The sequence below is a fragment of the Aestuariivirga sp. genome (assembly GCF_046294715.1).
Taxonomy (GTDB): Bacteria; Pseudomonadota; Alphaproteobacteria; order Rhizobiales; family Aestuariivirgaceae; genus Aestuariivirga.
On sequence record NZ_JBKBKI010000002.1, the window covers coordinates 18,300 to 29,755 of the forward strand.

The 11,456-nt window shown below is 63.2% G+C and carries 10 protein-coding genes; all 10 read right to left on the reverse strand.

The window, feature by feature from the left end:
• Positions 1-103: 103 nt before the first annotated feature.
• The 10 genes from ACK4HL_RS01775 to ACK4HL_RS01820 all read right to left on the reverse strand — a co-directional run bounded on the left by ACK4HL_RS01775 (position 104) and on the right by ACK4HL_RS01820 (position 11,274).
• Positions 104-2,608 (reverse strand): DUF927 domain-containing protein, encoded by a 2,505-nt coding sequence (locus ACK4HL_RS01775; RefSeq protein ID WP_409756143.1) that lies wholly within the window; start codon positions 2,606-2,608, stop codon positions 104-106.
• Positions 2,608-2,904, reverse strand: a complete 297-nt coding sequence (locus ACK4HL_RS01780) for a hypothetical protein (RefSeq protein WP_409756145.1) — start codon at positions 2,902-2,904, stop codon at positions 2,608-2,610. The genes ACK4HL_RS01775 and ACK4HL_RS01780 overlap by 1 nt, the downstream gene beginning before the upstream one ends.
• Positions 2,901-3,164, reverse strand: coding sequence for a hypothetical protein (locus tag ACK4HL_RS01785; protein ID WP_409756147.1), 264 nt, complete (start codon positions 3,162-3,164; stop codon positions 2,901-2,903). Before ACK4HL_RS01785 ends, ACK4HL_RS01780 begins: the two co-directional genes overlap by 4 nt.
• 481 nt (positions 3,165-3,645) lie before the next feature.
• Positions 3,646-4,884 (reverse strand): tyrosine-type recombinase/integrase, encoded by a 1,239-nt coding sequence (locus ACK4HL_RS01790; RefSeq protein WP_409756149.1) that lies wholly within the window; start codon positions 4,882-4,884, stop codon positions 3,646-3,648.
• Positions 4,885-5,313: 429 nt separating this feature from the next.
• Positions 5,314-5,637 carry a DUF2160 domain-containing protein gene (locus ACK4HL_RS01795; RefSeq protein ID WP_409756151.1) on the reverse strand — a complete coding sequence of 108 codons (324 nt, stop codon included), beginning with the start codon at positions 5,635-5,637 and terminating at the stop codon, positions 5,314-5,316.
• Between the two features lie 13 nt (positions 5,638-5,650).
• A complete protein-coding gene (locus tag ACK4HL_RS01800; RefSeq protein WP_409756153.1) occupies positions 5,651-6,448 on the reverse strand; it encodes a carbohydrate ABC transporter permease in 798 nt (265 codons plus the stop codon).
• The gene (locus ACK4HL_RS01805) at positions 6,448-7,311 is read right to left on the reverse strand and encodes a carbohydrate ABC transporter permease (protein ID WP_409756155.1); all 864 of its coding nucleotides are present in this window, start codon (positions 7,309-7,311) and stop codon (positions 6,448-6,450) included. The genes ACK4HL_RS01800 and ACK4HL_RS01805 overlap by 1 nt, the downstream gene beginning before the upstream one ends.
• Entirely contained in the window at positions 7,308-8,381 is a 1,074-nt protein-coding gene (locus ACK4HL_RS01810) for an ABC transporter ATP-binding protein (RefSeq protein WP_409756157.1), read from the reverse strand. Before ACK4HL_RS01810 ends, ACK4HL_RS01805 begins: the two co-directional genes overlap by 4 nt.
• Positions 8,381-9,442, reverse strand: a complete 1,062-nt coding sequence (locus ACK4HL_RS01815; RefSeq protein ID WP_409756159.1) for an ABC transporter ATP-binding protein — start codon at positions 9,440-9,442, stop codon at positions 8,381-8,383. Before ACK4HL_RS01815 ends, ACK4HL_RS01810 begins: the two co-directional genes overlap by 1 nt.
• Positions 9,443-9,537: 95 nt before the next feature.
• Positions 9,538-11,274 carry an ABC transporter substrate-binding protein gene (locus ACK4HL_RS01820; protein ID WP_409756161.1) on the reverse strand — a complete coding sequence of 579 codons (1,737 nt, stop codon included), beginning with the start codon at positions 11,272-11,274 and terminating at the stop codon, positions 9,538-9,540.
• Positions 11,275-11,456 lie beyond the last annotated feature (182 nt).

Sequence of the window (11,456 nt, forward strand, 5' to 3'; positions counted from 1 at the left end):
CTGCTCGGGCTTGAGACCGGTGGGGCCCCCGAGGGCAACGTTGCCAGTACCCGCCTGACGGCCGGCGTCGGGGTTCAAAGGCGCCGGGCCAGGATCCTCATCATCATCGAGACCGTGCTCGAAGATCTTGGAATTGACCTCGTAGAAACGTATTCGTTTGCCCGTGCCCGGGATGTAACGCTGGCGCTTTTCTACCCGGTTGCTCGTTGAGCATGCCCTTGCCTGAAAGGATGTCGCGAACCCTCTTATAGTCGAGGCCCCTGCACACTTCCCTTCGGAAGACCTCTGGATAGATGCAGTAGGCATCATCCTTGCCGAATTCGCTGACGCGGTAGCCCGCGCGGTCACGGATGAGGGGCTTCTTCTCTTCCCCATCGTCGTCTCGCAACGTGAGATGCTCAAACCTCGAGTGACCGAACTGCTCGATGAAGTAGCGAACCTGCTCGACAGCGATGCGTTCCTCGTGGGCTTCGGTGCCGCCCCGCACCTCGAGCCAGGCGTTGAAGCAGACGGCGGCCGCCCTCGAGGCCTCACCCTCCTCCCACGGCAGCACACCGAAGTGGATGGCCAGCTCGCCCGCGGCGGCAACAAGACCGAAGTGTTTGGCGACACGCCCAACCTGAGGATCGGCGGCTGCGGGGCAGTGGCTGGCGAAAAACGCTTCGCGGCATCGGGAGACGAACGCGACCGCATTGCCGCGATCGGCGACGAGTCTCTCGAGGAATGCGACGCCGGCTTGGCCGTGGTGCTCGGCGCAGGCGACTTTCAGGTGCCGGGCAAGCACATCGGCCGACGGGACATCGTGCAGCGTCTCGAACAGGCCCAGCCCCTGCCCCGCATCGGCGGGAAGGTCGATCAGACGGACTTCCTGGCCCGCCTTCGAGTGACTGGTGCGGGTGCCCTCGATGATCTTGTCCGCGATGGAAATCTCGCCGGTCGAGAGGACGGTCGAGCGCCATTGCTTCGGGGGGCGCGGATCGCCGGTCCTGCCCGACCGCAGCTTTCCGTTTTCGTTGGCCAGCATGTAGACGACTTCGCCGACCTCGCGGGCTGAACACTGGCCGATCTCGTCCAGGATGAGCAGCGTGTCGCTGCGCGAAGCGGCGATGCCCTCGAGCCCGTTGGCGGTAGCGCGCCAGCTACCGATGAACTGCTGGCCGCCCCAAACCGAAGCGGCAAGCCGAACGGCCGTCGTCTTGCCGATCGACGACGGCCCGCGAAGGTGGAAGCCGCAGGAGTCCGAGTGGGTCGGCCCGAGGAGCGGCCCGACGAAGGCAACGCTCAAGGAAAAGGCGAGGCGGGAGTTACCAGCGGCGTACCGGGCGACGTGCTGCTGCCATGCCTCCAACGAACCTGACGCCGCATAGGGATGGGCGATGGTCACCTGGCCCTGATAGAGGATGGGCTCGGCCTTCACGCTGGGAACTATGGTGCGGTGGGGAAGGACGAAGGCGTCCTCGAGCCAGCCCGTCTCCTTCACCGTGACGGCGAAGGACTTGGGGCGGACGCCGGAGAGATACTCCTGCAAGGCCGCCTGCGCCCATTTCCCGCTCTCGAGCGCCAGGCCGAGTGAGAAGAGCTGACGACGGCAGTCGATTCCGTCATCGGCGAGCATCGAGCGCGGCATGACCCAGTCCTTTTCCCTCCCGTCGGCGTCGGTGATGCGGAGCAGGAGGCCCCAGTCCTTCCGGTCGGGATTCCGGGTGTGCGCTACGACTTCCAGGCGCGAGCAGAGCGGCACCCAGAAGCCTTCAGGGTCCTGCTTGGTCTTGAGGAGATACTCGACTCCCCACGGCTGGAGGCGAAATTTGCCGGCAATTACGACGGCTTCTGCGATCTCTGGCTGGTAGTCCTGCAGGAGGTCGCCCGTGTCGATGTGCTCCTTCAGTGACTCAGGGGTCCAGCCCTCGTCGAGCGCATCGGCCAGGTCCCAGCCTTCGGGGATCGGCGACGAGCGCAGCACCTTCTCGCCGTCACGCCAGATGTAACCGGCGATGTCTCCCGGCTTGAGGTGCAGGACTTTCTCGGCGCCCGCCTCCTTCAACAGAGCGGCCACGCTGTCACCGTAGCGACGCCCGGCATCGTCGTGATCGGTGGCGATGACGACGGTACGTCCCGCCAGCGGCGAGAAATCCGTCTTGCCCGGCGCGAGTGCGCCCATCATGGTGGTGGTGGCCACCATCTGCGGGAAGAGCTGCGCGGCGGCCTCGCACGCCTTCTCGCCCTCGGTGACGATGACGGTGGCGTCCGGACGGGCGGGGATCTGGGGCAGGCCAAAGAGCGGCCGCGGCGCGGGGATGCTCTTGGCGCGCCAGCCGCGCGACCCGTCGCCCAGCTCGCAGTAGGTCACCGGTCGGACTTCTTTCCGAACGGCGCCGTCTTCTCCCGGCAGGTCCCAGCGGTAGACGTAGCACAAGACCCGGCCTTGTGCGTCGTGATAGGGCCAGAACCTGTGGGGCTCGCCCCATCTCCTGTGCACGAAATCCAGGGGCGGCGCGTCGTCCGGTACGGGAATGATCGGCAGCGGCTTCGTCCTCGCGGACGGAGCTTCGGCGCGGGCCTTCTCGATCTCCTCCTGGCTGAAGGGGGCGAAGCGGGGATCGTCCATCAGCTCAGTCCCAGCATGTGGGCCAGAGCCCGAGCCGCCTCGACCCGCGTCTTGGCGGTGACGTAGGCGACGAAGCCGATCACGTCCCGGCCGCGCACGTTGGGTAGGGCGAAGTCGGCCCAATGACCCGTCCTCAAGTTGATCTTGAAGCTGCCCTCGTGCCGATCCGGGCGATGGGGGTTCAAAGCGTACCATTCGTCTCCCTCGCGGTACCCGTCGGGAAGAAGCCTGGTGACCAACGCCGGCAGCACGGCCAGTGCAGCGGCGTTGATCTTGTCGAAGTCGAGCCGGCTCACGTCTCCGGCTCCTCGTCCTTGTCCGAGGTGCTCCGGCGCAGTCGACCGAGGCGCTTCAGGGCCCACGTGTCGAGTTCCTCCGTCGGGTAGAGCGGCACGCGGCCCACCTTCTGGAAAGCGGGGCCGCCGCCTACCGAGGCGTACTTCGCCAGCGTCGCGGGCGCCACGTCGAGGCCGTAGACGACCCGCAGGTAGAGGGAAGCCTCCCAGCGGCGGAGGCGCGGCTTCCAGCCGTCTCGGGGATTGGAGGGATTAATCATAATGTCGTGTTCCTCGAATGGGGTTAAACCTCGCCATTCGGATCAGCTGCATGCCGACCCGCTTGACGTCGATTGACCTCATTCCGAGGGGACCATCCGGCAGCCACCTGGTCGCGCTACGGACGGATTTGCCTCAACCCCTGCTCCCCAGAGGGGAGCAGCTGATCGAAGCTACGACAGGGCATTCCGCCTCGCCGGACTCAGGTCCCACCGCATTGTCGACCGCCCAAGGGTGGCAAGCGATGTGGGGCCTCTGTTCGGGAACGCTGTTCACCGAGCACCACGCCTTGCGATAGACCTAAAGGGCCCTTGGAAAAGGCAGTGGCGGCAAGGATATCGGTGCGTCGGCAGACAAGTTCAAGGGCTCTCCCCGAGGTCGCGGAAAGAATTTTCCGCTCGCGAACTGCCTTAGCCGGCACCCGGTGTGCTCCACTGCAGTGTCGGTTCTGCTTTGGGAAAAAATCTCGGCAGTAGGTTGAAATCACTGACCGGCATACTCCCGTGGGGATGGGGAGAGAGCAACTTGCCCGTTGAGCGCCAGCCGGATCCGTTGGGCAACGGCGTCGGCTGCCGACACGAGGGCGGCATCCGGAACGTGGGAATAGCGAGCCGTAATGCCACCGCGAGAGTGGCCGAGGAGTCCAGCTATGGTGAGCTCGGAGTAGCTCATCCCCGCGGCGACTGAGGCAAAGGTGTGCCTCAGGACATGTGGACTGATCGGCTCAATGCCTGCAGATCTGCAAAGCCTCCCGAGGACCTTCGGTAAGCCAACGAAGTGTCCTTCACCCCTGACCGCCGGAAACACCCAGCCGTTGCGATGCTCGACGGACGCAATAACGGAAAGGGCTGGGGCTCCAATGGGCCGCACCTGGTAACCACTCTTGGAATCCTGGAGCCTTAAGCATTTAGCAGAGGCATCCACCCATTCGACAGGTAGAGCCAGCGCTTCCATTCGGCGACAGCCAGTCATCAAGAGAAATTCGACCGCAGCGAGGCCTGAGGCGTTGCCCTCCACTTCGCGAGCGTTACGGATGGCAGCTCCCAGACGGGCGATCTCGCCAAACGAGAGGAACCTCGTGACCTTTCCCTCGGGCGGTTTCTTCACACCACGCGCAACGTTCTCCGTCACCAACTTCAGCTGCCGTGCATATTCGAGAATGCTTCCGAGCATTCCCACAGTTCGGCCAGCCGCGGCTTTACCGCCAGTAGTCCTTCCACCACGGCCTGCCCTCGGTGCTCCCGTCTTTCCCGCGATGATGTCGGATTGCATTCGAAGGACGTCTTCGGCTGTAAGGCTAGCGACTCGGTGATGGCCGATAAGGGGTTTCACGTGGCGCTCGATTCTGCTCACATCCATCTTGTGTGTCGAGACCTTTACGCGGTGCCGGGAATACTCGAGATAGCGGTCGCAGAGTTCGGCTACGGTAATTGAGGACCGTACCTTACGGCGCTCAGCGGACGGATCACCGCCCCTGAGCTTCTCTGACAAACGAAGCCTGGCCAGGTCACGGGCCTCGTCAGGGGTCAGAGCGCCAACTCTTCCGAGCGTGAGCTTCCGCTGCCTTCCTTCGGCGTTCCGGTAAAAAACGAAATAGGAGCCGACACCGGACGGCATAAGGCGGAGCCCGAAGCCCTTTATCTCGGAATCCCATACCTGCAGTTCACGGCCATCCGGTGGGGGCCGTAAACCATCGACAAGCCGCTTAGTGATCTTTGGCACGTGAGTACCGTCGCGCGGAAGCAAGGTGGAAGCAGTTGGACGACAGCGCCGGAGAAACTCGGAAACAGCCAGTAATCGATACTTGGCAGTAAAATATTGAGATGATTGGCTTTTGTCAATGAGCGGAATGTCGAGCCATTGCTGGAGATCGAGAGAACCCATTATTGCCAAGGTTAGGGTCGCGCGTTCGATTCGCGTCGCCCGCTCCAATCTTATCGCAAAATCGAACTGCCGATTGCCGGGAGGGCTGCTTACTGCACCGCACCCGATGCGGAGCCTCCTTGACCATGGCTCTCGTCCTCGTCCGGCGGGCCTCGGCCTTGCTCGCCGGTCTCAGCCTCACCTCTCTCGCGGACGAACGGGGCCGGCGCAGGTGCAGTGGATGATCTGCGGCGGCCCAGTCGCCGCCAGCACTCGAGGTGCCAGGTCTCAGGCCCAGCGGAACACCAGGAAACCCCAGACCAGCGACAGGATGACCGCGCCCCACAGCGGCGTGCCATAGAGGCCGAGCCAGGCGAGGAAGATGAAGGCGCTGCCGAGATGGGTCATGAAGAGGCGGTCGCCGCGGGTGGTGTCCAGGCGGAAGATGCCGCGCCGGGGAGACCCGCCCGGCGAGAAATACTCCCACACCCCCATCGCCGCGATCGACCCGAAGACATAGAGGAAGAACGCGATGGTGACGCGATTCCACGCCATCCAGCTTCCCAGCGGCTGCTGCCACCAGTCGGCGGAGAACATCATCGGCGCTTCCATGCCCCGCTCCTTCTCACACGCGGCCGAGGGCGAAGCCCTTGGCGATATAGTTGCGGACGAAATAGATGACGATGGCACCAGGTATGAGCGTGAGGACGCCCGCGGCAGCGAGGAGGCCCAGTTCATATCCCGACGTGCTCGCCGTCTTTGTCATGGCGGCGACGATCGGCTTTGCCGCCACCGAAGTGAGATTCTTCGCCAGCAGCATTTCCACCCACGAGAACATGAAGCAGAAGAAGGCTGCAACGCCGATGCCGGCGGATATGGTCGGCAGGAAGATCCTGACGAAGAAGGCCGGGAAGGAATAGCCATCGACATAGGCCGTCTCGTCGAGTTCCTTCGGCACGCCTGACATGAAGCCTTCCAGGATCCAAACGGCGAGCGGAATGTTGAAGAGCGTGTGGGCGAGTGCCACCGCCCAGGGCGTGTCGAACAGGCCCACCGCCGAGTAGAGATTGACGAAGGGCAGCACAAAGACGGCAGGCGGCGCCATGCGGTTCGAGAGCAGCCAGAAGAACAGATGCTTGTCGCCCAGGAAGCGGTAGCGCGAGAAGGCATAGGCGGCGGGCAGTGCCACGACCACCGAGAGAACCGTGTTGATCAGGACGTAGGTGATCGAATTGAGGTAGGCATTGTACCAGGAGGGATCGGTGAAGATCGTCCGGTAGCTGTCCAGCGTGAACTCGCGCGGGAACGCGCTGAAGCCGCCGAGGATCTCGTTCGTCGTCTTGAACGACATGTTGAGCAGCCAGTAGATCGGCAGCATCAGGAAGACGATGTAGAGCGTCACGACAAGGTAGCGCTTGCGCATCACTTCGCCTCCCCGCGCATCATGAGCGTGTAGAAAAGCCAGCTCAGGAACAGGATGATGAGGAAGTAGATGATGGAGAAGGCAGCGGCGGGACCGAGATCGAACCCGCCGATGGCCTTCTGCACGAGATCGATCGAAAGGAACTTCGTCGTGCTGCCGGGGCCCCCACCGGTGAGCACGATGACCTCGGTGTAGATCATGAAGGAATCCATGAAGCGGAGGAGGATCGCGATCGTCAGCACGTGCTTGAGCTTGGGTAGCTGGATGTAGCGGAACACCGCCCAGGGCTTGGCCCCGTCCACCTTCGCGGCCTGGTAATAGGCATCGGGGATCGCCACGAGCCCAGCATAGCACAGCAGCACGACGAGCGACGTCCAGTGCCAGACGTCCATCAGCACCACCGTGAACCAGGCCGAAACCGGCTGTCGCGTATAATTGTAAGGAATTCCCAGAGCATTGATGGCCTTTCCAAGAAGGCCGATGTCGGGAAGCGCCATGATGTTCCACATGGAGCCCACGACGTTCCACGGAACGAGGAGCGGCAGCGCCATGAGCACGAGGCACACCGAAACCCACGGCCCCTTTCGGGGCATGGAGAGGGCTATCGCGAGGCCCAGCGGCACCTCGATGAAGAGGATCAGCAGCGTGAACACGATCTGCCGCCGGAGCGAGTCGTGGAACTGGTCGTCATGCAGGATCTGCTGGAACCAGGTGGTGCCGGACCAGAAGAACTCGTTGTTGCCGAAGGTCTCCTGCACGGAATAGTTGACGACCGTCATCAGCGGCAGGAGCGCGTTGAATGCGACCATCGCGAAGACGGGAAGGACGAGCCACCATGCGCGGTTGTCGGCAATCTTGTTCATCGCCGCGCCCCCGCCATCCAGCCGTCTTCATAGATCTGCGCGTGCGCCTTGTCGAAGGCGAGGAAGGTGCGGCCCTCCGGCACGGTTTCGCCCTCCTTCAGGAGAAGCTTGACCAGGTGGCCATGGCTGCGTGTCTCGACGATCCGGTATCGCCCTGCGTCCGACACACGCACCACCTCGGCGGCAATGCCGGATGAGGCGATCGACACGAATTCCGGACGCACGCCCAATTCCGTCCGGCCCCTGCCGGTCGCTGCCTCGCCATTGCCGACGTCCACCGCCTCGCCGCCGAACACCGCCTTGCCGCCCTTGACCTCGCAGGGAATGACGTTCATGCCCGGCGAGCCGATGAAATGGCCGACGAAAGTGTGCTGCGGCCGCTCGAACAATTCGATCGGCGTTCCTGCCTGAACCACTTCGCCCAGGTTCATGACCACCACCTGGTCGGCGAAAGTCAGGGCCTCCGTCTGATCATGGGTCACGTATATCATCGTGCGTTTCGTCTTGAGATGCAGCTCCTTGAGCTTTGATCGCAACTGCCACTTGAGATGCGGATCGATCACGGTGAGTGGCTCGTCGAACATGATGACGTTCACATCCGGGCGCACCAGGCCGCGCCCCAGCGAGATCTTCTGTTTTCCATCCGCCGTGAGGCCCGAGGCGCGGTTGGAGAGGGTCCTCGTGAGTTCCAGCATCTCCGCGATCTCGCTGACCCGCGCCTTGATCTCGGCTTCGGGAACGCCCCTGTTCCTGAGCGGGAATGCGAGATTGTCGTAGACCGTCATGGTGTCGTAGATGACGGGGAACTGGAAAACCTGCGCGATGTTGCGCTCTTCCGGAGTGGCGCGAGAGACGTCGCGCCCGTCGAAGCTGATCGTGCCCTCGGTGGGCGTGAGCAAGCCCGAGATCAGGTTGAGGAGCGTGGTCTTTCCGCAGCCTGACGGGCCGAGCAGCGCATAGGCGCCGCCGTCCTGCCAGGTGAGAGACAGTCGCTTCAGCGCATAGTCCTCCTCGCCGCGCGGCTGGGCGAGGTAGGAATGGCGGAGATTCTCGAGGCGGATCTCGGCCATCAGGACACCCGCTCGCCGGACGGCCCGAAGAAAAGCGCCCGGCTGACCTCGACATGGAGCTTCGCCTGGGTCCCCACTTCGAAGGGATGGATCCCATGCGACTGCGAAACCCAGGTCGAACCGCCGACGTCGAGATGGATCACGCTCTCGGAGCCTGACAGTTCCGTCACCAGAACGCGGCCTTCGATCTCTCCGGACTCGGCTGCGCTCGGCAGCGGCGTGACGTGATGGGGCCTGACGCCGAGCGTGTAGACCCCGTCCGGCAGACCGGCCGCCGCCCCGGCGGGCCACCTCCGGCCGCCGAACACCGTAAGGCTGCTGCCCCGCTTCTCCACCACCGCCGTGTTGATGGGGGGATCGGAAAAAACCTGCGCCGTCAGGATGTCCTTCGGCGCGCGATAGATTGCGGAGGTGGGACCGAACTGAGTCACCCGGCCTTCATGCAGCGTCGCTGTGTGGCCGCCGAAGAGCAACGCCTCCGTGGGTTCGGTCGTCGCGTAGACGACGATGGCGTTGCGGCCGGCAAAAAGCTTCGGCAGTTCGTCTCGCAATTCCTCGCGCAGCTTGTAGTCCAGATTGGCGAGCGGCTCGTCGAGAAGTATGAGATCGGAATCCTTTACGATGGCGCGTGCAATGGCGGTGCGCTGCTGCTGGCCGCCGGAGAGCTCCGAGGGCCTCCGCTTCAGCATCGGAACGAGGCGCAGAAGTTCCGCCGCGGCCATCACGCGCCGCTCGATCTCGGCCCTGGCCATGCCGGCGACCCGGAGCGGCGAGGCAATGTTGTCGTAGACGCTGAGGTTCGGGTAGTTGATGAACTGCTGATAGACCATCGAGACGTTGCGCTTCTGCACCGCAAGCCCGGTGACGTCCTTGCCACGGAACCTGATCGTCCCCGTACTCGGCTTCTGGATGCCGGCCATGAGTTGCATCAGCGTCGTCTTGCCGGCCAGCGTGGTGCCGAGCAGCACGTTGAACGAACCCTCCGGCAGCACGAGCGACGTGGGATGGATGTGTGTTTCACCACCCACGCGCTTGGCAATGTCGATGAGTTCGAGGGCCATGTCTCTCCGGGATGGCAGGTGGCGGCTTTGCCTTTGAGCGGCATGAAGATCTTGAAAGGCGCGGGGGGCAGATGCCCCCCGCGCCCCGTGCTGGTTTACTGCTGCCAGCGCTTGACGATTTCCTCATAGGCGACGGTCTGGCCGGGCTCCTTCTCGTTCTCGAGTTTGGCCTTCGGGCCATCGGCCTTGCCGAGCCATTCGGACGGATCCTTGGGCTCCGAGAGGCGCGGGCCACAGCCGCCATAGGTGTTGTTCGCCTTGTCGGCCGCTTCCATGCGCGCCATCACCTGCTCCATTTCGCTGGCGAGGCGATCCATGGCTTCCTGCGGCGTGAAGGCGCCGGAGTTCACGTCACCGATCTGCTGCCACCAGAGCTGCGCGAGCTTCGGATAATCCGGCACGTTGATGCCGGTCGGCGACCAGCGGACGCGGTCAGGCGAACGGTAGAACTCGACGAGGCCGCCGAGCTTCGGCGCACGTTCCGTGAAGGACTCGTGGCGCACCGTGCTGTCACGCGCGAAGGTGAGGCCGACGTGGCTCTTCTTCACGTCGACGGTCTTCGACGTCACGAACTGCGCATAGAGCCAGGCGGCCTTGGCGCGGTCTTCGGGAGTGGACTTCAGGATGGTCCATGAGCCCACGTCCTGGTAGCCGACCTTCTGGCCTTCCTTCCAGTAGGGGCCATGCGGCGAGGGGGCCATGCGCCAGAGCGGGTTGCCCTGATCGTCGACCGTGTTGTTGCCTTCCGCCTTCGGCGCCACCATGGAAGCGGTGAAGGCCGTGTACCAGAAGATCTGCTGGGCCACGTTGCCCTGGGCGAGAGCCGGCAGCGACTGGTAGAAGTCGTAGTCGGCAGCGCCGGGAGGCGCGTATTTCCGCAGCCACTCGTCCCACTTGGCGATGGCATAAACGGAGGCCGGGCCGTTCGTCTCGCCGCCGCGCGAGACGGAAGCGCCCGAGGGGTTGCACGAGCCCTTCTCCATGCGGATGCCCCATTCGTCGATGGGGATGCCGTTGGGCTCGCCCTGGCTGCCGGCGCCCGCCATGGAAAGCCATGCATCGGTCATGCGCCAGCCGAGATCGGGTGCGCGCTTGCCATAGTCCATGTGACCGTAGATCTTGACGCCGTCGATCTCCTTCACGTCGTTGGTGAAGAAGTCGGCGATGTCCTCGTAGGCCGACCAGTTGACCGGCACGCCCAAGTCATAGCCATACTTGGCCTTGAATTTCTCCTGGAGGTCGGCGCGGTCGAACCAGTCCTTGCGGAACCAGTAGAGATTGGCGAACTGCTGGTCCGGCAGCTGATAGAGCTTGCCGTCCGGGCCCGTGGTGAAGGACTTGCCCATGAAGTCGTCGAGGTCGAGCGTGGGGCTGGTCACGTCCTTCCAGTTTCCGCCCATCATGTCGGTGAGATTGTAGGTCTGCTGCAGGCGGGAATGCGTGCCGATCAGGTCGGAGTCATTGACGTAGCCGTCATAGAGATTGCGGTTCGTCTGCATTTGCGTCTGGACCGCCTGCACCACCTCGCCCTCGCCGAGGATCTGGTGATTCACCTTGATGCCGGTGATCTCCTCGAAGGCCTTGGTCAGCACCTTCGATTCATAGTCGTGCGTCGGAATGCCTTCCGAGAGCACGTTGATCTCCATGCCCTTGAACGGCTCCGCCGCCTTGATGAACCACTCCATTTCCTTGGCCTGATCGTCCTTGGAGAGGGTCGAGGGCTGGAACTCCGAATCGATCCACCTCTTCGCCGCTTCGATGTCGGCGAAGCTGGGACTCGACACGGCCATCATCGCCAGGGCTGCCGCCGAGGCAAGGAACTTCAATCTCATCTTTGGTCCTCCCTACTTTAGGGCGCCTCTTGCATGGCACCTCGCATAAACTATCATACGAAAAAAAACGAACGTCAATCCGGCAAATTCCGAACCTGTTGTGCACTGCAATATTGCGAAAAACGAAAAAAAGTGAAATCATGGCTTTCGTGCCGCCGTTGCGTCACGGTCGTTCTGTCGAA

Excerpts from the sequence above, each read along its gene's own strand:
- ACK4HL_RS01805 (WP_409756155.1), bottom strand. The coding sequence starts at position 7,311 with ATGAACAAGATTGCCGACAACCGCGCATGGTGGCTCGTCCTTCCCGTC.
- ACK4HL_RS01815 (WP_409756159.1), bottom strand. The coding sequence starts at position 9,442 with ATGGCCCTCGAACTCATCGACATTGCCAAGCGCGTGGGTGGTGAAACA.
- ACK4HL_RS01785 (WP_409756147.1), bottom strand. The coding sequence starts at position 3,164 with ATGATTAATCCCTCCAATCCCCGAGACGGCTGGAAGCCGCGCCTCCGC.
- ACK4HL_RS01800 (WP_409756153.1), bottom strand. The coding sequence starts at position 6,448 with ATGCGCAAGCGCTACCTTGTCGTGACGCTCTACATCGTCTTCCTGATG.
- ACK4HL_RS01775 (WP_409756143.1), bottom strand. The coding sequence starts at position 2,608 with ATGGACGATCCCCGCTTCGCCCCCTTCAGCCAGGAGGAGATCGAGAAG.
- ACK4HL_RS01810 (WP_409756157.1), bottom strand. The coding sequence starts at position 8,381 with ATGGCCGAGATCCGCCTCGAGAATCTCCGCCATTCCTACCTCGCCCAG.
- ACK4HL_RS01795 (WP_409756151.1), bottom strand. The coding sequence starts at position 5,637 with ATGGAAGCGCCGATGATGTTCTCCGCCGACTGGTGGCAGCAGCCGCTG.
- ACK4HL_RS01820 (WP_409756161.1), bottom strand. The coding sequence starts at position 11,274 with ATGAGATTGAAGTTCCTTGCCTCGGCGGCAGCCCTGGCGATGATGGCC.